The organism is Pseudomonas sp. GW704-F2, from assembly GCF_059423025.1.
On the sequence record NZ_JBWKXO010000008.1, the window covers coordinates 92,193 to 111,772 of the forward strand.

At 62.6% G+C, this 19,580-nt stretch carries 23 protein-coding genes; 9 read left to right on the forward strand and 14 right to left on the reverse strand.

Annotated elements, in window-relative coordinates; translation table 11 throughout:
- Positions 1–18: 18 nt before the first annotated feature.
- From rsmD to AC07W0_RS09270, 3 genes are read right to left on the reverse strand one after another with little or no spacing between them, the layout of a single operon-like run.
- Entirely contained in the window at positions 19–636 is a 618-nt protein-coding gene (gene rsmD, locus AC07W0_RS09260; protein WP_017845026.1) for a 16S rRNA (guanine(966)-N(2))-methyltransferase RsmD, read from the reverse strand.
- Complete coding sequence (locus tag AC07W0_RS09265) at positions 636–2,126, reverse strand: M16 family metallopeptidase (RefSeq protein ID WP_017845025.1); 1,491 nt, start codon at positions 2,124–2,126, stop codon at positions 636–638. The genes rsmD and AC07W0_RS09265 overlap by 1 nt, the downstream gene beginning before the upstream one ends.
- Positions 2,119–3,474, reverse strand: coding sequence for a M16 family metallopeptidase (locus AC07W0_RS09270; protein WP_102617745.1), 1,356 nt, complete (start codon positions 3,472–3,474; stop codon positions 2,119–2,121). The genes AC07W0_RS09265 and AC07W0_RS09270 overlap by 8 nt, the downstream gene beginning before the upstream one ends.
- Before the next feature lie 341 nt (positions 3,475–3,815).
- On the opposite strand from AC07W0_RS09270, the gene ftsY reads away from it, so the two are divergent.
- From ftsY to rpoH, 4 genes are all read left to right on the forward strand, one after another.
- Positions 3,816–5,120: a signal recognition particle-docking protein FtsY gene (gene ftsY / locus AC07W0_RS09275; RefSeq protein ID WP_102617744.1), complete on the forward strand. Its 1,305-nt coding sequence runs from the start codon at positions 3,816–3,818 to the stop codon at positions 5,118–5,120.
- A complete protein-coding gene (ftsE, locus tag AC07W0_RS09280) occupies positions 5,117–5,788 on the forward strand; it encodes a cell division ATP-binding protein FtsE (RefSeq protein WP_017476533.1) in 672 nt (223 codons plus the stop codon). The genes ftsY and ftsE overlap by 4 nt, the downstream gene beginning before the upstream one ends.
- A complete protein-coding gene (gene ftsX, locus AC07W0_RS09285; protein ID WP_017845021.1) occupies positions 5,785–6,807 on the forward strand; it encodes a permease-like cell division protein FtsX in 1,023 nt (340 codons plus the stop codon). The genes ftsE and ftsX overlap by 4 nt, the downstream gene beginning before the upstream one ends.
- A gap of 129 nt (positions 6,808–6,936) precedes the next feature.
- Positions 6,937–7,791, forward strand: a complete 855-nt coding sequence (gene rpoH, locus AC07W0_RS09290) for an RNA polymerase sigma factor RpoH (protein ID WP_017845020.1) — start codon at positions 6,937–6,939, stop codon at positions 7,789–7,791.
- Positions 7,792–7,914: 123 nt separating this feature from the next.
- Here rpoH and mtgA read toward each other — a convergent pair whose 3' ends face one another.
- The gene (mtgA, locus tag AC07W0_RS09295) at positions 7,915–8,637 is read right to left on the reverse strand and encodes a monofunctional biosynthetic peptidoglycan transglycosylase (protein ID WP_102617743.1); all 723 of its coding nucleotides are present in this window, start codon (positions 8,635–8,637) and stop codon (positions 7,915–7,917) included.
- 74 nt (positions 8,638–8,711) lie between these two features.
- Between mtgA and AC07W0_RS09300 the strand changes: the two genes are divergently transcribed.
- From AC07W0_RS09300 to trmB, 4 genes are all read left to right on the forward strand, one after another.
- Positions 8,712–9,092, forward strand: a complete 381-nt coding sequence (locus AC07W0_RS09300; protein WP_017845018.1) for a DUF423 domain-containing protein — start codon at positions 8,712–8,714, stop codon at positions 9,090–9,092.
- An 85-nt stretch (positions 9,093–9,177) separates the two neighbouring features.
- Complete coding sequence (gene thiS / locus AC07W0_RS09305) at positions 9,178–9,378, forward strand: sulfur carrier protein ThiS (RefSeq protein ID WP_008434168.1); 201 nt, start codon at positions 9,178–9,180, stop codon at positions 9,376–9,378.
- 65 nt (positions 9,379–9,443) lie between these two features.
- Complete coding sequence (locus tag AC07W0_RS09310) at positions 9,444–10,238, forward strand: thiazole synthase (protein WP_017845016.1); 795 nt, start codon at positions 9,444–9,446, stop codon at positions 10,236–10,238.
- A gap of 9 nt (positions 10,239–10,247) precedes the next feature.
- Positions 10,248–10,973 (forward strand): tRNA (guanosine(46)-N7)-methyltransferase TrmB, encoded by a 726-nt coding sequence (gene trmB / locus AC07W0_RS09315; RefSeq protein ID WP_017845015.1) that lies wholly within the window; start codon positions 10,248–10,250, stop codon positions 10,971–10,973.
- Positions 10,974–11,116: 143 nt separating this feature from the next.
- Here the strand turns inward: trmB and AC07W0_RS09320 are convergent, their stop codons facing one another.
- The 9 genes from AC07W0_RS09320 to AC07W0_RS09360 form a co-directional block, all read right to left on the reverse strand.
- Positions 11,117–11,440, reverse strand: a complete 324-nt coding sequence (locus tag AC07W0_RS09320; RefSeq protein ID WP_003176691.1) for a DUF3392 domain-containing protein — start codon at positions 11,438–11,440, stop codon at positions 11,117–11,119.
- A gap of 19 nt (positions 11,441–11,459) precedes the next feature.
- On the reverse strand, positions 11,460–12,662 hold the full coding sequence (gene hemW / locus AC07W0_RS09325; RefSeq protein ID WP_102617742.1) for a radical SAM family heme chaperone HemW: 1,203 nt from the start codon (positions 12,660–12,662) through the stop codon (positions 11,460–11,462).
- On the reverse strand, positions 12,659–13,255 hold the full coding sequence (rdgB, locus tag AC07W0_RS09330) for an RdgB/HAM1 family non-canonical purine NTP pyrophosphatase (RefSeq protein ID WP_102617741.1): 597 nt from the start codon (positions 13,253–13,255) through the stop codon (positions 12,659–12,661). Before rdgB ends, hemW begins: the two co-directional genes overlap by 4 nt.
- Complete coding sequence (locus tag AC07W0_RS09335; protein WP_046381756.1) at positions 13,252–13,686, reverse strand: DUF4426 domain-containing protein; 435 nt, start codon at positions 13,684–13,686, stop codon at positions 13,252–13,254. Before AC07W0_RS09335 ends, rdgB begins: the two co-directional genes overlap by 4 nt.
- A 21-nt stretch (positions 13,687–13,707) precedes the next feature.
- Positions 13,708–14,328, reverse strand: coding sequence for a methionine biosynthesis protein MetW (gene metW, locus AC07W0_RS09340; RefSeq protein ID WP_017845011.1), 621 nt, complete (start codon positions 14,326–14,328; stop codon positions 13,708–13,710).
- 7 nt (positions 14,329–14,335) lie between these two features.
- On the reverse strand, positions 14,336–15,475 hold the full coding sequence (gene metX / locus AC07W0_RS09345) for a homoserine O-succinyltransferase MetX (RefSeq protein WP_046381757.1): 1,140 nt from the start codon (positions 15,473–15,475) through the stop codon (positions 14,336–14,338).
- 104 nt (positions 15,476–15,579) lie between these two features.
- Positions 15,580–16,167, reverse strand: coding sequence for a YggT family protein (locus AC07W0_RS09350; protein WP_017845009.1), 588 nt, complete (start codon positions 16,165–16,167; stop codon positions 15,580–15,582).
- A gap of 39 nt (positions 16,168–16,206) precedes the next feature.
- Positions 16,207–17,025 (reverse strand): pyrroline-5-carboxylate reductase, encoded by an 819-nt coding sequence (proC, locus tag AC07W0_RS09355; RefSeq protein ID WP_102617740.1) that lies wholly within the window; start codon positions 17,023–17,025, stop codon positions 16,207–16,209.
- Positions 17,026–17,058: 33 nt separating this feature from the next.
- Positions 17,059–17,745 (reverse strand): YggS family pyridoxal phosphate-dependent enzyme, encoded by a 687-nt coding sequence (locus tag AC07W0_RS09360; protein ID WP_017845007.1) that lies wholly within the window; start codon positions 17,743–17,745, stop codon positions 17,059–17,061.
- A 57-nt stretch (positions 17,746–17,802) separates the two neighbouring features.
- Between AC07W0_RS09360 and AC07W0_RS09365 the strand changes: the two genes are divergently transcribed.
- Positions 17,803–18,837: a type IV pilus twitching motility protein PilT gene (locus tag AC07W0_RS09365; protein ID WP_102617739.1), complete on the forward strand. Its 1,035-nt coding sequence runs from the start codon at positions 17,803–17,805 to the stop codon at positions 18,835–18,837.
- A gap of 74 nt (positions 18,838–18,911) precedes the next feature.
- Here the strand turns inward: AC07W0_RS09365 and AC07W0_RS09370 are convergent, their stop codons facing one another.
- Positions 18,912–19,547 carry a C40 family peptidase gene (locus tag AC07W0_RS09370; RefSeq protein WP_046487813.1) on the reverse strand — a complete coding sequence of 212 codons (636 nt, stop codon included), beginning with the start codon at positions 19,545–19,547 and terminating at the stop codon, positions 18,912–18,914.
- Positions 19,548–19,580: the final 33 nt, after the last annotated feature.

Sequence of the window (19,580 nt, forward strand, 5' to 3'; positions counted from 1 at the left end):
CTCGCCACAAAAGCCCGTTCAGGCCGAGGGCTGTACCGAACGTTGCCACAATGCGTAATACACCCGCCCGGATTTCTGTTCCCGGTGCAGGCGCCAGCTGCCGGGCAGGCCCAGGCTGGATGGCGCGCTTTCGCTTTCAGTGTAGATCCACGAGTCCGGCGCCAGCCATTGGCGCTCTTCCAGCAACGCGCACACGGTCGGCAGCAGGTTCTGGTTGAACGGCGGGTCGAGGAACACCACGTCGTATTCGCTGGCGGCCTGGGTTTCCAGGTAGCGCAACGCGTCGGCGGTCTGCACCTGGCCGTTGGTGCAACGCAGGGTGCCCAGGTGTTCCTTGAGGCTGGACACCGCCACATTGCTGGCATCCAGCGCCTGTGCCTGGGCCGCGCCACGGGACAGCGCCTCGAGGAACAGCGCGCCGCTGCCGGCAAACGGGTCGAGTACCTTGGCCCCGGCGATGTAGGGTGCCAGCCAGTTGAACAGGGTTTCACGCACGCGATCCGGCGTTGGGCGCAGGCCCACGACGTCGGGGAAGCTGAGCTTGCGGCTGCCCCATTCACCACCAATGATGCGCAGTTGGCCCACACCGTTATGCACGTTGTGGACAGGTTTTTTCGGGCGAGATGAACTGGCCATTAATGCTCCGGAACCCCGAGCGGCTGCTCGGCAGGTTTATCAGTGGGGGGCGGTAGTGGCTTTTGCGCAGTCGTCGGGCCGGCGGTCACGATGACCATCTTGTCGGCGCTCAGGTGTTTGTTCAAAGCCGCTTTGACCTGTTCTACGGTCAGGGCCTGGGATTGTTTCATGAAATCTTCCAGATAGCTCAGCGGCAGGTTGTAGAAACCCATGGCGCCCAGCTGCCCGACGATATCGGCGTTGCTCGCGGTGGACAGCGGGAAGCTGCCGCTCAGCTCGCGCTTGGCGTCATCCAGCTCCTTTTGCGTCGGACCGGTCTTGAGGTAGTCGGCCAGCACGTCTTCCACCAGGCGCAGGGTGCCGCCGCTCATTTCCGCGCGGGTCTGCAGGTTGATCATGAACGGGCCGCGCACTTGCATCGGCGAGAAACCGGAGTAGACGCCGTAGGTCAGGCCGCGCTTCTCGCGCACTTCACTCATCAAGCGGGTGCCGAAGCCCCCGCCGCCGAGGATCTGGTTGCCCAGGGACAGGGCGGCGTAGTCCGGGTCGGCGCGATCGATGCCCAGTTGCGCGAACAACAGGTGCGTCTGTTTGGACGGGAACTCGATATGGCTCAAACCGGCCTTGGGCTCGGTCGGCTGGGCGATCTTCGCCAGGGCCGGGCCTTTGGGCAGCGAGGCCGAGACCTTGGCGGTCATGGCTTCGGCCTCGGCGCGGGTCAGGTCGCCCACCACGGCAATCACAGCGTTACCCGCGGCATACGCCTTGGCGTGGAATGCCTGCAACTGTGCCTGGGTGATTTTCGGAACGCTCTCGGCCGTGCCTTCGCTCGGGTGAGCATACGGGTGGTCGCCGTACAGGCGCTTGAACAGCTCCAGGCTCGCCAGTTTGCCGGGGTTCTGCTTCTGATACTCAAAGCCGGCGAGGATCTGGTTCTTGATGCGCGCCAGGGAGTCGGCGGGGAAGGTCGGTTTGCCGATCACCTGGTCAAACAGCGCCAGGGCGGCGTCGCGCTTGTCGCTGTCGCTCAGGCCGCGCAGGGACACCAGCGCCATGTCGCGGTAAGCGCCATTGCCGAAGTCCGCGCCGAGGCCTTCAAAGCCGCTGGCGATCTGGCTCACATTCTTGCCCGGCACGCCTTCGTTGAGCATGGCGTTGGTCATCAGCGCCACGCCGGGGACGTTGCCGTCCTGGCTGCTGCCGGCGGCGAACAGGATACGCATGTCGAACATCGGCAGTTCGTGGGCTTCGACGAACAGCACCTTGGCGCCTTCGGCGGTGTTCCAGGTCTGCACGTCGAGCTTGCGGTTGGTCGGCGCCTTGCCGTCCAGTTCCGCCAGGGATTGCAGTGTGTGGGTCGACTGGGCTTTTTCCAGCGCCGGGCTGGCGACGGATTCGCTTGGGCGCAGGAAATACACCGCGCTCGCCGCGATCAGGGTGACGGCGATCAGGCCGGGCAGGATCAGGCGGCTGCTTTTGCGATCACTCATGAGCGGTCTCCTCAGGCAGGACATGGGCGACGCTGAGACGTTCGCGGGTGAAATAGGTACGTGCGGCCTTCTGGATATCGTCCGGGGTCACGCTTTGCAGGTCGGCCAGTTCGGTGTCCATCAGTTTCCAGGACAGGCCGACGGTTTCCAGGGAACCGATGGCGGTCGCCTGGCTGGTGATCGAGTCGCGCTGGTAGACCAGGCCGGCAATGACCTGGGCGCGGATACGCTCCAGTTCCTCGGCGGTCGGCGGCTTGGCTTTGAGTTCTTCCAGCAGGCGCCACAGGCCGGCTTCGGCTTGTGCGATGGTCTTTTTCTTCTGCTGGTTCGGTGTGGCGCTCAGGGTGAACAGGCTGTCACCGCGGGTGTAGGCGTCGTAGTTGGTGGAGGCGGAGGAGACCAGCTCTTCACCGCGTTCGAGCCGTTCCGAAATGCGCGCGCTGTAGCCGCCGTCGAGCAGGGCCGAGATCAGGCGCAGGGCTTGTACCGAGCGTTTGTCTGGCGCGGTGGCCAGGCCGGGCACGTTGAAGCCCAGGATCACGCTCGGCAGTTGGGTCTGCACATGCATCGTCAGCAGGCGCTCGCCGGGCTCGGCCAGTTCCAGCGGGATCTTCGCCGGAGGCACGTCACGCTTGGGGATCGGACCAAAATAGCGCTGGGCCAGATTCTTCACCTCGTCCGGGGTCACGTCGCCGACCACCACCAGGGTGGCGTTGTTCGGCACGTACCAGGACTGGTACCAGTGGCGCAGTTCTTCGACCTTCATGCGGTCGAGGTCGGCCATCCAGCCGATGGTCGGCGTGTGGTAGCCGCTGGCCGGGAAGGCCATGGCCTTGAAGCGCTCGAAGGCCTTGGACATCGGGTTGTCGTCGGTGCGCAGGCGGCGTTCTTCCTTGATGACTTCGATTTCGCGGCTGAACTCGTCGGCCGGCAGGCGCAGACTGGCCATGCGGTCGGCTTCCAGCTCAAAGGCGACACCCAGGCGGTCACGCGCCAGCACTTGGTAGTAGGCGGTGTAGTCGTCGCTGGTGAAGGCGTTCTCTTCGGCGCCCAGGTCGCGCAGGATCAGCGAGGCTTCGCCGGGGCCGACCTTGGAGCTGCCCTTGAACATCATGTGTTCCAGGGCGTGGGACAAACCGGTCTGGCTCGGGGTTTCGTAGCTCGAACCGACTTTGTACCAGACCTGGGAAACCACCACCGGCGCGCGATGGTCTTCGCGCACGACCACTTTGAGGCCGTTATCCAGGGTGAATTCATGGGTGGGTTGTGGGTCGGCAGCCAAGGCTGAGAGGGGCAGACAAACTGTGCTGAGCAGCAGGCCTGCGGCGCGGCGGGCTAGAGCATTCATTCGTTTTTAAACCTGTTGGGCTGCCCGCTTGGTCTTAGCGTCGGCGGGCGAGGAGGTGCTAGGATACTGATCCGATTTGGGGACGGCCACTGCGGCAGTCATCTTGTTCCGGACCCAGTCGTAGGAATATTGAAGTAGAGGGTGATTTTCCCCGACAATCTTCATCTTTTCGCCGATGTTATCGCTTCAATTCCATATTGAATCGATTTGTTGAGGCCTTTATTTACGCCTTACAAAATGTTGCGCATGAACGAGCGAGCGTTAAAGCAGTCTGTTCTGCATCGAATTTTTATTTACCGAGGCGCCCTTGGCGCGTCGCTACCTTGAGATAGCCGTCCTCCATGTTTGGTTCCAACGACGACAAGAAGAGCCCAGCTGCGGCTGGCGAGAAAAAAGGCCTGTTCGGATGGCTGCGCAAAAAGCCGCAGGAAACCGTCGTCGAACAGCCGCAGGTTCAATATGAGCCGATCCCTGAGCCCTTGGTAGGTGCCGAACCGACCGCGCCGTTGGCGCAAGCCGAGCCTGAGCACAAACCGTGGCTGGCACTGCCGGTGGCCGAAGAGCCCGTGGCACTGGTCGAAGATGTGCAGGCCGAGCATGTGACGCCGCCGATTCCGCAGGTTGAGCCGGTGGCGGTCGAGCCGACTCCCGCACCTGTTGTGGCCGCGGCGCCCGCCGTGATCGCGCCGTCGCCCGTGGTTGCCGCCGAACCGAGCAAAACCGGGTTCTTCGCCCGTCTCAAGCAAGGCCTGAGCAAAACCAGCGCGACCATCGGCGAAGGCATGGCCAGCCTGTTCCTGGGCCGGAAGACCATCGATGACGAACTGCTGGATGACATCGAAACCCGTCTGCTGACCGCCGACGTGGGCGTCGAAGCCACCGCCGTGATCATCCAGAGCCTGACCCAGAAGGTCGCGCGCAAGCAGTTGACCGACGCCGATGCGCTGTACAAATCCCTGCAGGCCGAGCTGGCCGCGATGCTCAAGCCGGTCGAAGCGCCGTTGGTGATTACTCCGAAGAAGCCGTTCGTGATCCTGGTAGTCGGCGTCAACGGCGCCGGCAAGACCACCACCATCGGCAAACTGGCCAAGAAGCTGCAGTTGGAAGGCAAGAAAGTCATGCTCGCCGCCGGCGACACCTTCCGCGCCGCGGCCGTCGAGCAACTGCAGGTCTGGGGCGAGCGCAACAAGATCCCGGTCATCGCCCAGCACACCGGCGCCGATTCCGCTTCGGTGATCTTCGATGCCGTGCAAGCCGCCAAGGCCCGCAACATTGATGTGCTGATCGCCGATACCGCCGGTCGCCTGCACACCAAAGACAACCTGATGGAAGAGCTGAAGAAAGTGCGCCGCGTGATCGGTAAGCTCGACGGCGAGGCTCCGCACGAGGTGCTGCTGGTGCTTGACGCCGGTACTGGCCAGAACGCCATCAGCCAGGCCAAACAATTCCACCAGACGGTGCAACTGACCGGCCTGGCATTGACTAAGCTCGACGGCACGGCCAAGGGCGGCGTGATCTTCGCCCTGGCCAAGCAGTTCGGGTTGCCGATTCGGTATATCGGCGTCGGTGAAGGTATCGACGACCTGCGCACCTTTGAAGCCGAACCCTTTGTCCAGGCACTGTTTGCCGAGCGGGAGCGTTCATGATTCGATTCGAACAGGTCGGTAAACGCTATGCCAATGGGCATGTCGGCTTGCATGAGCTGAGTTTTCGAGTGCGTCGCGGCGAATTCTTGTTTGTCACCGGCCATTCGGGTGCCGGCAAAAGTACCCTGTTGCGCCTGCTGCTGGCCATGGAACGTCCGACCACCGGCAAGCTGTTGCTGGCCGGCCAGGATCTGGCCACCATCAGCAATGCGCAGATCCCGTTCCTGCGCCGCCAGATCGGCGTGGTGTTCCAGAACCACCAGTTGCTGTTCGATCGCACGGTGTTCAATAACATTGCGTTGCCGTTGCAGATCCTTGGGCTGTCCAAGGCCGAAATCATCAAGCGCGTGGACTCGGCGCTGGAGCGCGTGGCGTTGTCGGACAAGACCGACCTCTACCCCGGCGACCTGTCCACCGGCCAGCAACAGCGCGTCGGCATCGCCCGCGCCATCGTCCACCGCCCGGCCTTGCTGCTGGCGGACGAACCCACCGGTAACCTCGACCCGCGCCTGGCGGCCGAGATCATGGGCGTGTTCGAAGACATCAACCGCCTGGGCACCAGCGTGCTGATCGCCAGTCACGACCTGGCACTGATCGCGCGCATGCGCCATCGCATGCTGACCCTGCAACGCGGTCGCCTGATCGGCGACGGGGAGGCTGGCGTATGAGTGCGACACGCAGCCCCAAGGTTTCCGAGCGCGTGGCGCCGAAACCGGCCGACCCGCAACCGAAAAAGAAAAAACACGACGAAGACGACGGCCCGGATTTCGCCACGCTGCTGCGTGCCTGGATCGAAAGCCATCGTGCCAGCCTGCTCGACAGCCTGCGTCGCCTGGGCAAGCAACCGATCGGCAGCTTTTTCACCTGCCTGGTGATGGCCGTGGCCTTGAGCCTGCCCATGGGCTTGTCGCTGCTGCTTAATAATGTGGAGCGCCTGGGCGGTTCCTGGCAGCGCGCCGCGCAGATTTCGCTGTACCTGAACCTGGATGCCAGCGCCAAAGACGGCGAGGCCCTGCGCGAAGAGATCAAGAACCTGCCGGGCGTGGCGGATGCCGAGTACATCAGCCGCGATCAGGCCCTCGAGGAGTTCCAGCAACAGTCCGGCCTGGGCGAGGCGCTCAAGGAGCTGCCGCAGAACCCGCTGCCGGGGGTGGTGCTGGTGACGCCGAATGAAGTCGACAAACCGGCCCTGGAGGCCCTGCGACAAAAACTCGCAGAGATGCCCAAGGTGCAACAGGCGCAACTTGATCTAGTCTGGGTAGAGCGCCTGGCGGCGATCCTCAAGCTGGGCGACCGCTTTGTGTTCGGCCTGACGGTGTTGTTGGTGTCTGCATTACTTTTGGTGATAGGTAATACCATTCGTCTTCATATTGAAAACCGTCGCACCGAGATAGAAGTGATTAAACTGGTCGGCGGCACGGACAGCTATGTGCGTCGTCCTTTTCTGTACATGGGCGCGCTTTATGGCTTCGGTGCGGGGATTTTGTCCTGGGGCTTGTTGGCGTTCGGCCTGGACTGGCTGAACGACGCGGTCATCGGGCTGGCCGGCTTGTACGGCAGTGATTTCGCCCTGGCCGGGGTGCCGGTCGCCGATGGTCTGTCGCTCTTGCTTGGCGCGGTCTTGTTGGGGTATATCGGTGCGTGGATTGCGGTCGCACGGCATTTACGTGAGCTGGCACCGAAGTAGTTAATGTCAGATTAATGTGGTTTCGTTTGTATTGACCGTATCAGTGGTTTAGGGAACTTGTCCTACGGTTCCCGGTCAATTTTCGCAGTGCTGAACTGCACGAGTTATGTGAGTCGGAGGTTTTTTCGTATGACCACTTCTTTGCAACCTGTTTATGCCTTGGTCCCGGGTGCGAACCTGGAGGCCTATGTGCACACGGTCAACAGCATTCCATTGCTGACACCGGAGCAGGAGCGTGAACTGGCCGAGAGTCTCTACTATGAGCAGGATTTGGGGGCGGCTCGGCAGATGGTGCTCGCCCACCTGCGTTTTGTCGTACATATCGCCCGTAGCTATAGCGGCTACGGCCTGGCCCAGGCTGACCTGATCCAGGAAGGCAACGTCGGCCTGATGAAGGCAGTGAAGCGCTTCAACCCGGAAATGGGTGTGCGCCTGGTGTCGTTCGCCGTTCACTGGATCAAGGCGGAAATCCACGAGTTCATCCTGCGCAACTGGCGCATCGTGAAAGTCGCGACCACCAAGGCCCAGCGCAAGCTGTTCTTCAACCTGCGCAGCCAGAAAAAACGCCTGGCGTGGCTGAACAACGAAGAAGTCCACCGCGTGGCCGAAAGCCTCGGTGTGGAGCCGCGTGAAGTGCGCGAGATGGAAAGCCGCCTGACCGGCCATGACATGGCCTTCGACCCGGCCGCCGAGGCGGACGACGACAGCGCCTTCCAATCGCCGGCCAACTACCTGGAAGACCACCGGTACGACCCGGCGCGTCAACTGGAAGACGCCGACTGGAGCGACAACTCCAACCACAACCTGCACGAAGCGCTGGAAGTGCTGGACGACCGCAGCCGTGACATCCTCTACCAGCGCTGGCTGGCCGAAGAAAAAGCCACGCTGCACGACCTGGCGCAGAAGTACAACGTGTCGGCTGAGCGGATTCGTCAGCTTGAGAAAAGCGCGATGAACAAGCTGAAGCTGTCGATCGCCGCTTAAACTGTGGGAGGGGCGGTGCGACGATTCGACTTGCCCCCGATAGCTGAGTGTCAGTCGACATCAAGGTGACTGATCCATTGCTATCGGGGGCAAGCCCCCTCCCACATTTATTTCTGTGTTGTGTCAGTCGGACCAAGGCGCCTTGCGCGAATTGTTCAACTCAACCAGATAGCCATTCCCACCCAGCTGGCTCATCTGCTGGCGAATCCATGCCGCCCGCCGTGCCACATAGGCCGTTGGATGGCTGGCGCTCCATACCCGAGGATTGGGTAACACCGCCGCCAGATAGCTGGCCTGCTGCCGAGAAAGCGCCTTGGCACTCACCCCGAAGTGATGCTGCGCCGCCGCTTGCGCACCGAACACCCCTTCATCCCATTCCACGCTGTTGAGGTACACCTCAAGGATCCGCTGCTTGGGCCACAGCACCTCGATCAGCCCGGTAAACCAGGCCTCCAGGCCCTTGCGCAGATAACTGCGGCCGGACCACAGGAACAGGTTCTTCGATACCTGCTGGCTCAGCGTACTGGCGCCGCGGATCGAGCCGCCGCGCTCGTTGTGCAGGAGCGCCGCCTGGATCGCGCCGAAATCGAAGCCCCAATGTTGTGGGAAACGCTGGTCTTCACCCGCCATCACCGCCACTTTGAGGTCGTTGGAGATCTCATCCCACGGCACCCAGGTGCGCTGCAGGTCAATCGGTTCGCCGTCAAACCAGGATTCGATCTTGCGCTCCACCATCAGCGCCGTGAACGGCGGCGGTACGACACGAAACAGCAGCACCAGCAACACGCTGCCGATGGCAAACCATTTCACGGCTTTGAGAAAACGATTGAAGAGGACATGCAGCATAGAGATGGCTTGGCCGAACCCGTTGAGCGGGCCATTATACAGACCCTGCCCAATGAGTCTGACTGGAGTTCCTCATGCTGCGTGGCTTTCTGATGCTGGCTGCTTTTTTCGGCTTCACCGGTGTCGCCCTCGGTGCGTTCGCCGCCCACGGCTTGAAAAACCGCCTGAGCGCCGAGTACCTGGCGATTTTCCATACCGGCGTGACCTACCAACTGGTCCACACCCTGGCGCTGTTCGGCGTGGCGTTGCTCGCGGCGCACCTGCCTGGCCGCCTGGTCACGTGGGCGGGCGTGTCGTTCGTCGTCGGCATCCTGCTGTTCTCCGGCAGCCTGTACGTGCTGACGATGACTGGCATCAGCAAGCTCGGCATCATCACGCCGTTCGGTGGCCTGGCGTTTCTGCTCGGTTGGTTCCTCCTGGGGCTGGCGGCGTGGCGCTTGCAGCAGGCGGCCTGAAGCGCGCTGCTGATCAAAGGGTCTTGGGCCAGCTACGCCAATCGGGCTAGAATGCTTGCCCCTAAAAACGATGGCGGCCCATGGCATGCGCATTCAGTTGAACGGCGAACCTTTTGAACTGCCCGACGGCGAAACCGTTGCGGCCCTGCTGACCCGTCTGGACCTGACCGGGCGTCGCGTCGCAGTGGAGCTCAACCAGGATATCGTCCCGCGTAGCCAACACGTCGAGACTGCGCTCACCGAAGGTGACCAGGTCGAAGTGGTCCACGCCATCGGCGGCGGCTAGTCGTCCGGCGCCCAGGCACGCCACCCCGGATTCTGCAGAACCTCACCCCACTTCGAGGATTTCCCATGAGCATCGTTCGTAGCGACAAGCCCTTCGTCCTGGCCGGTCGTACCTACCAGTCCCGTCTGCTGGTAGGCACCGGCAAGTATCGCGATATGGAAGAAACCCGCCTGGCCATCGAAGCCTCGGGCGCCGAGATCGTGACCGTGGCCGTGCGCCGCACCAACATCGGCCAGAACCCGGGCGAACCGAACCTGCTGGATATCCTGCCGCCGGACCGCTACACCATCCTGCCGAACACCGCCGGCTGCTACGACGCCATCGAAGCTGTGCGTACCTGCCGCCTGGCCCGTGAGCTGCTCGACGGCCACAACCTGGTGAAGCTGGAAGTGCTGGCCGACCAGAAAACCCTGTTCCCCAACGTGATCGAAACCCTCAAGGCCGCCGAAACCCTGGTCAAGGAAGGCTTCGACGTGATGGTCTACACCAGCGATGACCCGATCATCGCCCGCCAACTGGCCGAAATCGGCTGCATCGCCGTGATGCCGCTGGCCGGCCTGATCGGCACCGGCCTTGGGATCTGCAACCCGTACAACCTGCAGATCATCCTCGAAGAAGCCAAGATCCCGGTGCTGGTGGATGCGGGCGTGGGCACTGCCTCCGACGCGACCATCGCCATGGAGCTGGGCTGCGAAGCGGTGCTGATGAATTCGGCCATCGCCAATGCCCAACAGCCGATCATGATGGCCGAAGCCATGAAACACGCCATCGTCGCGGGCCGCCTGGCCTACCTCGCCGGGCGCATGCCGAAAAAACTCTACGCCAGCGCCTCCTCGCCGCTGGATGGTCTGATCAAGTAAGAGCCATTGATGACTGAATCAAACGAAACGCCGAACACCGTGGAACAGGGCGACGAGTCCAAGCACCGCCGCATCAAGAGCTTTGTGATGCGCGCCGGTCGCATGACCGAAGGCCAGCAAAAGGGCCTGGAGCAAGGCACGCCGCTGTTCGTCCTGCCCCTGGCCGACGCGCCGGTGGACTATGACCAAGTGTTCGGCCGTTCGGCCCCGCGCTCCCTGGAAATCGGCTTCGGTATGGGCCACTCCCTGCTGGAAATGGCCGCCGCCGCGCCGGAACAGGATTTCATCGGTGTGGAAGTCCATCGCCCAGGTGTCGGCGCGCTGCTCAATGGCGTGCTGACCCAGGGTTTGACCAACCTGCGGGTGTACGACTGCGACGCGATTGAAGTGCTCAACCGCTGCATCGCCGACAACAGCCTCGATCGCCTGATGCTGTTCTTCCCCGACCCATGGCACAAAAGCCGTCACCACAAGCGCCGCATCGTCCAGGCGTCCTTCGCGGAACTGGTACGCAGCAAGCTGAAAGTCGGCGGTATCTTGCACATGGCCACCGACTGGGAACCCTATGCGGAATACATGCTGGAAGTGATGAACGTCGCCCCTGGCTACCGCAACCTGGCCGAAGACGGCAAATGCGTGCCACGCCCGGCCGAGCGCCCGATCACCAAGTTCGAACGCCGCGGCGAGCGGTTGGGGCATGGGGTGTGGGATTTGAAGTTCGAGAAAGTCGACTGATCAGCCAGTAACTTGGAATGCGGTCAAAAAATGTGGGAGGGGGCTTGCCCCCGATAGCGGTGGGTCAGTCATAGAGTGGTTGACTGACACTCTGCTATCGGGGGCAAGCCCCCTCCCACATTGGTTTTGTGTTGGGTTTGGGATCAGCGGCGGTCGGCGACGACGCCGATCAATACCAGCACCACCACCAATACCGGCGCCAGGCTGTAGTTATTGAACTGGCTCAGCCCCCGCACAATCCACGGCGTGGCGTAGATCAGCGCCGCGCCGCTGCCGATCATGCACAGCAGGGCCATCAACGGTACGCGCAAGGCGCCGGCGATGCTGCCCAGGCGGGCTTCGACCCAGCCTTTGATGTCGGCGCCGAACAGCACCAACAGGCAGCCGACCAGGGCCAGGGAGATTTCCGACAGGTTGCTGCGGCTCCAGCGGGATACGGTGGCGAGCAGGTCGAGTACCAAATCCATTCGATTTCCTTAAGAGCGATCAGCTCAAAAACTTCTGCAACAGGTCATTGAGAAAGAGTTGCCCGCGGTCAGTCGCCGCCAGGCGTGACGGTTCGACCTGCATTAAGCCACTTTGTTCTGCCTCGGTGCGGCCTTGCGCGAGGCTTGCCAGCGCCAGACCGGTGCGTTCGGCGTAGAGCTTGGCGTCGACGCCTTCGGTGAGGCGCAGGGCGTTCATCAGGAACTCGAACGGCAGCTCTTCGTTGGTCAGCGCGTTCGTGCCGGCCAGGAAGCTTTTGGCCGGGTTGAGGTAGTCCTTCGGTGCGCGGCTCTTCCAGGTGCGGACGATGCGCCCGTCCGGGTGGCTGAGCTTGCCATGGGCGCCAGCACCGATGCCGATGAAGTCGCCGAAGCTCCAGTAGTTGAGGTTATGTCGCGCCGCTCGCCCCGGTTGCGCATAGGCCGATACTTCATATTGCGCGTAACCGTGTTCGGCCAGCAGCGCCTGGCCAGCTTCCTGGATATCCCACAGGGTGTCGTCTTCCGGCAGCGTCGGCGGCTGGTTCCAGAATACGGTGTTGGGCTCCAGGGTCAGTTGGTACCACGACAAATGGGTCGGTTTGAGCGCGATGGCCTGGCGCAGGTCGCTCAGGGCGTCGTCCAGGGACTGATCGGGCAAGCCATGCATCAGGTCCAGGTTGAAGTTGTCGAACCCGGCCTGGCGCGCCATGCCGGCGGCGCGCACGGCTTCATCGCCGTTGTGGATACGGCCCAGGGCCGCGAGTTTTTCCTGCTGGAAGCTCTGGATGCCGATGGACAGGCGATTGATCCCCAGCTTGCGGTACGCCACGAACTTCTCTTGCTCGAACGTTCCCGGGTTGGCTTCCAGGGTGATCTCGATGTCGTCGGCAAACGGGATGCGTGCTTCCACGCCCTTGAGCAGGCGGCCCAGCGCGGCGGCACTGAACAGGCTCGGCGTGCCGCCACCGAAGAAGATCGAACTCAGTTCCCTGCCATAAACTGCGTGCAGGTCCTGATCGAGGTCGGCCAGCAGCGCATCGACGTACTCTTCTTCCGGCAACACAGGGCTGGCGGTGTGAGAGTTGAAGTCGCAATAAGGGCATTTGCGCACGCACCACGGGATGTGGATGTACAGCGCCAGGGGCGGCAGATGGGGCAGGGCCGCCCGTGGTGTTTGCGCACCGCCGTGGATCAGCGGCTGCGCGGAGGTGTTCTGGGTCATTTCAAGCCCAGGCGCTGGCGCAGCAAAGCCATGGCGCGGGCGCGGTGGCTGATCTGGTTTTTGTCGGCCGGGCTCAGTTCGGCGCTGGAGACATCGCGCTCCGGCACCCAGAACAGCGGGTCGTAGCCAAACCCATGCGCGCCGTTGGCCGCATGCAGGATGCGCCCGTGCCACAGGCCTTCGCAGAGGATCGGCAACGGATCGTCGGCATGTCGCACCAGGGCCAGCACGCAGACGAACTGCGCGCCACGCTCGGCATCCGGCACGTCCTTGAGCACATCGAGCAGCTTGGCGTTGTTCGCCGCGTCGCCTTTGCCGTCGGCATAGCGCGCCGAATAGATACCGGGGGCGCCGCCGAGGAAGTCCACCGCCAGGCCCGAGTCGTCCGCCAGCGCCGGCAGGCCGGACAGGCGCGCGGCATTGCGCGCCTTGAGGATGGCGTTCTCGACGAACGACAGGCCCGTTTCTTCGGGCTCGACCTGGCTGAACTCGCCGATCGAGCGCAGTTGCACGGACTCGCCGAGCATGGCCTGGAGTTCTTTGAGTTTGCCGGCGTTATGGCTGGCCAGCACGAGTTGAGTCAGGTTCATCAGTCCGCCGGAAACAGTTCCTGGTTGAATTGGAAACCATGGGCCTTGCCGCCGGTTTCAACGTTGATGGTGAAAACCCGCACTTCCTGTTGCGGCACGTTGTAGGGCGCGAGGTAATAGATCGCACCTTTTTCGGTAATCTGCTTGAACGTCAGGATTTCGCTCCTGCCGCTCAGGTCTTTGATCGTGCCGGTCACTTGCGCGGCTACGGGCGTCACGCCCTTGATCACGGTCACGTTGATCAAGCCCTTGTTCTTGCTGCGTACCACGCCGACAGCCTGGGCCGTATCGGGTTGCAGGAAGCTGGAGGTGAAGGTGTTGTAGTGTACGGTGATATCGCCAAATTCCTTCTGGCGCTTACTGTCGATGGCATCGGCGGCCATGGCGCTGACGCCCAGGCACGCGGTGAGTAGAAATACAGCCAGGCGTCTCATATTCGTCTTCCTCGAAAATAGTTAGACGGCGATCTTGTGGTCTGTCAGGCCCGGGCTGCTGACCCGGTAAATCCCGATTTCACCCAACAGGTTGGGCCATAGTTTACTCGCCCAGCCGTGGCGGTGCTGTTGATCGACGGCAAGGCGGTTGATCACCTTGGCTTCCCGCTCGCCACACAGGGCTTCGAAGTCTTCGAAGGTGCAAAAGTGGATGTTCGGCGTGTTGTACCACGTGTACGGCAGGAAATCCGACACCGGCATGCGGCCCTTGGTGGCCAGGTACCAGCGGCAGCGCCAGTGACCGAAGTTGGGGAAGGTGATGATGCACTGGCGGCCGACGCGCAGCATTTCGTCGAGGATGCGGTCCGGGTAATGCACCGCCTGCAGGGCCTGGGTCATCACCACGACGTCGAAGCTGTTGCTGGCAAAGTTGCCCAGGCCCTTGTCCAGGTCCTGCTCGATCACGTTGATGCCCTTGGCCACGCACTCGGCGATGTTGTCCGGGTCGTTTTCCAGGCCATAGCCGGTGACTTGCTTGTTGTCGCGCAGCCAGCTCAGCAGTTCGCCATTGCCGCAGCCAAGGTCGAGCACGCGGCTGCCGGCGGGTATCCAGTCTTGGATGATTTCCAGGTCGGCTCTCATGGCGTTCTCACAGAGTTATGCGGTTCATGTAGTTACTGAACGCCTGCAGATAACGAGGAATCGGGATCAGGAAGGCGTCGTGGCCTTGCGGAGCATCGATTTCCAGGTAGCAGACGTCTTTCTTCGCCGCCATCAAGGCATCCACCAGTTCCCGCGAGCGGGCCGGCGAGAAGCGCCAGTCGGTGGTGAACGACATCACGCAGAACTTGGCCGACGCGCCCTCGAAGGTTTTCGCCAGGTCGTCGTCGAAGTTGGCGGCCGGGTCGAAGTAGTCCAGGGCCTTGGTCATCAGCAGGTAGGTGTTGGCGTCAAACCGCCCGGAGAACTCTTCGCCCTGATAGCGCAGGTAGCTTTCCACCTGGAACTCGACGCTGTGGAAGTCGTAGTTGAGCTTCTCGCTCTTGAGGCCGCGGCCGAATTTCTCGCCCATGGAATCGTCGGACAGGTAGGTGATATGCCCAACCATCCGCGCCAGCATCAAGCCGCGCTTGGGGATCACGCCGGCTTCCTGGAACGAACCGCCGTGGAAGTCCGGGTCGGTCAGGATCGCCTGGCGCGCCACTTCGTTGAAGGCGATGTTCTGCGCCGACAACTTGGGGGCCGAGGCGATGGCCAGGCAATGGCGCACGCGATCGGGGTAAGTGATGGTCCACTGCAGGGCCTGCATGCCGCCGAGGCTGCCGCCGATCACGGCGGCCCATTGCTGGATGCCCAGCCGGTCGGCCAGACGCGCCTGGCTGTGGACCCAGTCTTCCACGGTCAGCACCGGGAAGTCGGCGCCGAAGGGCTTGCCGGTTTCCGGGTTGAGGCTGCTGGGGCCGGTCGAGCCGTTGCAGCCGCCGAGGTTGTTCAGGCTGACCACAAAGAACTTGTTGGTATCGATGGGCTTGCCGGGGCCGATGCAGCTGTCCCACCAGCCGGGCTTGCGCTCGTCGACGCTGTGGAAGCCCGCGGCGTGATGATGGCCGGACAAGGCGTGGCAGATCAGCACGGCGTTGCTCGCCGTGGCGTTCAACTGGCCGTAGGTTTCATAGATCAGGTCGTAGGCTGGCAGCGAACGTCCGCAGGCCAGGGCCAGCGGTTCGCTGAAGTGCGCCATTTGGGGCACGACCAGTCCAACAGAATCGGGGGGGAAGGCAGCTGGCATCGACCCTGCTCTCGTTTAAATGAGGCGTAAGTCTAAAGACCGCTGCCCCTAGCGGCAAGCAAAGGCCGGAGGTTATCCGGCCCTGACACGCAAGCGGGGCCGAATCAGATCAACCCGAACAGCTCTTTGGGCATGAACGCATAGAACGCCAGGCGCGGGATCACCCAGCTTTGCAGGAGCTGGATCGCGATAAACGCGAAGATCGGCGAGATGTCCAGACCGCCCAGGTTGGGGATCAACCGGCGGAACGGCGCCAGCACCGGTTCGGTGATCTGCGCGACCAGCTCGGCTCCAGGGCTGCGGCTGCCGGGTGCGACCCACGAGAGGATCACGCTGATGATCATCGACCAGAAGAGGATCTTCAAAAACAGCGAGAAAACCCCGATCAGCGCCCATGGCAGCAGCAGCAGGGTCAAGGCCTGGTAGCCGTTGAGCATCAGGATCACCGCGAACAGCAGGATCTGCAGCAGCAGCGCCAGCACCAGCGAGGACATGTCCAGCCCGAACAGGCTCGGGATCACCCGGCGCAGGGGCTTGAGCAGCGGCTGGGTGGCCTTCACCACGAACTGGCACAGCGGGTTGTAGAAGTTCGCCCGCACCAGTTGCAGGATAAAGCGCATCAGCACGATCAGCAGGTACAGGCTGCCCAGGGTCTGGATGATGAAAATGGCAGCGTCATTGATTCCGAGCATGTTCGATTCCTATCTAGTCCAGTTGCAGGTTGGGGACGACTATTTGCCCAGTTGCTCGGCCATCTCGGCCGAACGATGTGCCGCGGCACCCAGTGCTTTTTCCACCAGGGCTTCGAAGCCCCCGGCCTGGAACGATTCAATGGCGGCTTGCGTGGTGCCGCCGGGGGAAGTCACGCGGCGGCGCAGTTCGGCGGCATCCACGTCGCTGGTCACGGCCATCTGCGCGGCGCCCAGGGCGGTTTGCGCGGCCAGTTGCTCGGCGATGTCCCGGCTCAGGCCCAGTTTCACGCCGGCGGCGGTCATGGCTTCGATCAGCAGGAAGAAGTAGGCCGGGCCGCTGCCGGAGACGGCGGTCACCGCGTCCAGTTGCTCTTCCTGTTCCAGCCACAGGGCGATGCCCACGGCGGACAGCAGTTCCTGGGCCTGGTCGCGCTGTTCGGCGCTCACCTGGGCGGTGGCATACAAACCGCTCACGCCTTTGCGCAGCAGCGCCGGGGTGTTGGGCATGCAGCGCACGATGGGCTGGGCGCCGAGCCAGCGGTTCATGCTGGCGCAGGTGATGCCGGCGGCGATGGACACCACCAACTGGCGCGGCTGCAGGCTCGGGCGCAGGCTTTCGCACACGGCTTTCATGGCTTGCGGCTTGACCGCCAGCACGATCACGTCGACGCCCTGGATGGCCTCGGCGTTGTCGGCGAAGGTGTCGATACCGTGTTCGGCGCTGACGCGGGCGCGGGTTTCGGCGCCCGGATCGCTGGCGCGGATCTGTTGGGCTTGCAGGCCCTTGGCCCGCAGGCCGCCGATCAGGCTGGCCGCCATGTTGCCGGCGCCGATAAAGGCAATACGCGTGTTGCTCATGACAGGTCCTTATTCAGTGGGAAGTCGGCCATTTCACGGCTGACCGTAGTCGCGGGCGCCAAACAGGGCGGTACCGATCCGCACCCAGGTGGCGCCTTGGGCGATGGCCGACTCGAGGTCGTGGCTCATGCCCATGGAAAGTGTGTCGAGCGGCAGGTTCAAACTGGCCTGCAGGTCGCGGACGGCGGCGAACGCTGCATCCTGTGCGGCGCGGTCTTCGGTCGGTTCAGGGATCGCCATCAAACCGCGCAACTTCAAGCGCGGCAGGGCGCTGATCGCGTTGGCCAGCGCCGGCAGGTCGGCGGGCGTGCAGCCGGACTTGCTGGCTTCGCCACTGACGTTGACCTGGATGCAGATGTTCAGCGGGGCCAGGTCGGCCGGGCGTTGTTCGGACAGGCGTTGTGCGATTTTCAGGCGGTCCACGGAATGCACCCAAGCGAAGTTCTCGGCGATCGCGCGAGTCTTGTTCGATTGAATGGGGCCGATGAAGTGCCAACTCAAGGGCAGGTCGGTTAATTCGGCCTGTTTGCCCAAGGCTTCCTGCAGGTAGTTTTCGCCGAAATCGCACATCCCGGCGGCATAGGCTTCGCGCACGGCTTGCGCGGGCTTGGTCTTGCTCACGGCCAGCAGGTGGATGCTGTTTGCGTCACGTTGCACGGCGTCGGCTGCGGCGCGGATGCGCTGGCGAACCTGGCCAATGTTGTCTGCTATCGTCGACATTCAAGATGCGCCCGTGGATATGGAGTCCGCGGCATTCTACTGGAAATGGAAAGCCCTATGGATATCACTGAATTACTCACGCACAGCGTGCGCCGGGGCGCCTCCGACCTGCACCTGTCGGCCGGCCTCGCACCGATGCTGCGGATGGATGGCGAGGTCTGGTCCCTGGATGGGCCAGTGTTGTCACCCACGCACGTGGCGGATTTGCTCAGCCCTTTGCTCAACCGCTACCAACAAAAGGATTTCGAAACATCTCTTGAAACGGATTTCGCCTTCGAACTGCCCGGTGTCGGGCGATTCCGGGTGAATGTGTTCCAGCAGGCGCGTGGCATGGGCGCGGTGTTTCGCAACATCCCCGCCCAGGTCCAGAGCCTGGAAAGCCTCGGGTTGGGCGCGGTGTTCCAACGTATCGCCCAACTGCCGCGCGGCCTGGTGCTGGTGACCGGGCCCACCGGCTCGGGCAAGTCGACCACCCTGGCGGCGCTGATCGATCACCTCAACCAGCACCGGCGCCAGCACATCCTCACCTTGGAAGACCCCATCGAATTCATCCACCAGCCCTGCCGGGCCCTGATCAACCAGCGCCAGGTGCATCGCGACACCCACAGTTTTTCGGCGGCCTTGCGTTCGGCACTGCGGCAAGACCCGGATGTGATCCTGGTGGGTGAACTGCGTGACCTGGAAACCATCCGCCTGGCGCTGACGGCGGCTGAGACCGGACATCTGGTCTTCGGCACCCTGCACACCGCGTCGGCGGCCAAGACCGTGGATCGCCTGGTGGACGTGTTTCCGGCGGGAGAAAAGCCGATGGTCCGCTCGATGCTCTCGGAGTCGCTGCAGGCAGTGGTGTCCCAGGTGTTGGTCAAGAAGATCGGCGGCGGGCGCGTGGCGGCCCATGAAATCATGCTGTGTACGCCCGCCATTCGCAATTTGATCCGCGAAGACAAGGTGGCGCAGATCGTATCGGCGATTCAGACCGGTGGCGCATCGGGGATGCAGACGTTGGATATGCGCTTGAAGGCCTTGGTCACGCAGGGCGTGATCAGCCGGGAGGCGGCGCGGGAGAAGGCGAGGGTGCCGACAGACATATGAGATCTTGTGGGCAATGAAATCAAATGTGGGAGGGGCAAGCCCCTCCCACATGGGTACTGTATTCCAGCTTCAGATCAGCGTTGGACGATCCGCAGGTTGTTCTGTTCTTTCGGCAGAACCCGCTTGGCGATCACGTAGTTCTTGTCCCAGAACGGCTTCTTCAGGGTATCGATGCTGACCGACTTGCCGCGACGCGGTGCGTGGATAAAGCGGTCGTTGCCCAGGTAGATGGCAACGTGGTTAACCCGGCGGCTCTTCAATTTGAAGAACAGCAGGTCGCCCGGCTTCAAGTCCTTGCGGTCAACCTTCTGCCCGTGGCCGGCGGCCATGGCGTTGGAGGTGCGTGGCAAATCCACCGCGGCAACGTCGTTGAATGCATATTTTACCAGGCCGCTGCAGTCGAACCCTTTACTTGGGCTGCTGCCGCCCCAACGATAAGGTGTACCGAGCACATTCACGGCGCGGCTGAGGACGGTGCTGCTTTGCTTGGTGTTACCCGCCATCAGGCCGGGTGTTGCCTTACCGTGGGCCTTGCTCAGTTTAGTCGGGCGGCTGACGGTGGGCTTTACGGATTTGGCCGTGCTGGGTGTGCTGTGGACTTTAGGGGTGAAGCCGTTGACGTTAGGAAGTCGTTGCTCACGATTGGTGGCGTGGGCGGCCAGTGGCATTAATAGGCAAATGGTTAGCCATGTCTTGAAAAATGGTCGCATTAGGCGTGGCTCTTATGGGTTTGCGCGCAACTT

Coding starts and splice junctions, on each gene's coding strand:
- rsmD (WP_017845026.1), bottom strand. CDS start 636: ATGGCCAGTTCATCTCGCCCGAAAAAACCTGTCCACAACGTGCATAAC.
- AC07W0_RS09265 (WP_017845025.1), bottom strand. CDS start 2,126: ATGAGTGATCGCAAAAGCAGCCGCCTGATCCTGCCCGGCCTGATCGCC.
- AC07W0_RS09270 (WP_102617745.1), bottom strand. CDS start 3,474: ATGAATGCTCTAGCCCGCCGCGCCGCAGGCCTGCTGCTCAGCACAGTT.
- ftsY (WP_102617744.1), top strand. CDS start 3,816: ATGTTTGGTTCCAACGACGACAAGAAGAGCCCAGCTGCGGCTGGCGAG.
- ftsE (WP_017476533.1), top strand. CDS start 5,117: ATGATTCGATTCGAACAGGTCGGTAAACGCTATGCCAATGGGCATGTC.
- ftsX (WP_017845021.1), top strand. CDS start 5,785: ATGAGTGCGACACGCAGCCCCAAGGTTTCCGAGCGCGTGGCGCCGAAA.
- rpoH (WP_017845020.1), top strand. CDS start 6,937: ATGACCACTTCTTTGCAACCTGTTTATGCCTTGGTCCCGGGTGCGAAC.
- mtgA (WP_102617743.1), bottom strand. CDS start 8,637: ATGCTGCATGTCCTCTTCAATCGTTTTCTCAAAGCCGTGAAATGGTTT.
- AC07W0_RS09300 (WP_017845018.1), top strand. CDS start 8,712: ATGCTGCGTGGCTTTCTGATGCTGGCTGCTTTTTTCGGCTTCACCGGT.
- thiS (WP_008434168.1), top strand. CDS start 9,178: ATGCGCATTCAGTTGAACGGCGAACCTTTTGAACTGCCCGACGGCGAA.
- AC07W0_RS09310 (WP_017845016.1), top strand. CDS start 9,444: ATGAGCATCGTTCGTAGCGACAAGCCCTTCGTCCTGGCCGGTCGTACC.
- trmB (WP_017845015.1), top strand. CDS start 10,248: ATGACTGAATCAAACGAAACGCCGAACACCGTGGAACAGGGCGACGAG.
- AC07W0_RS09320 (WP_003176691.1), bottom strand. CDS start 11,440: ATGGATTTGGTACTCGACCTGCTCGCCACCGTATCCCGCTGGAGCCGC.
- hemW (WP_102617742.1), bottom strand. CDS start 12,662: ATGACCCAGAACACCTCCGCGCAGCCGCTGATCCACGGCGGTGCGCAA.
- AC07W0_RS09335 (WP_046381756.1), bottom strand. CDS start 13,686: ATGAGACGCCTGGCTGTATTTCTACTCACCGCGTGCCTGGGCGTCAGC.
- metW (WP_017845011.1), bottom strand. CDS start 14,328: ATGAGAGCCGACCTGGAAATCATCCAAGACTGGATACCCGCCGGCAGC.
- metX (WP_046381757.1), bottom strand. CDS start 15,475: ATGCCAGCTGCCTTCCCCCCCGATTCTGTTGGACTGGTCGTGCCCCAA.
- AC07W0_RS09350 (WP_017845009.1), bottom strand. CDS start 16,167: ATGCTCGGAATCAATGACGCTGCCATTTTCATCATCCAGACCCTGGGC.
- proC (WP_102617740.1), bottom strand. CDS start 17,025: ATGAGCAACACGCGTATTGCCTTTATCGGCGCCGGCAACATGGCGGCC.
- AC07W0_RS09360 (WP_017845007.1), bottom strand. CDS start 17,745: ATGTCGACGATAGCAGACAACATTGGCCAGGTTCGCCAGCGCATCCGC.
- AC07W0_RS09365 (WP_102617739.1), top strand. CDS start 17,803: ATGGATATCACTGAATTACTCACGCACAGCGTGCGCCGGGGCGCCTCC.
- AC07W0_RS09370 (WP_046487813.1), bottom strand. CDS start 19,547: ATGCGACCATTTTTCAAGACATGGCTAACCATTTGCCTATTAATGCCA.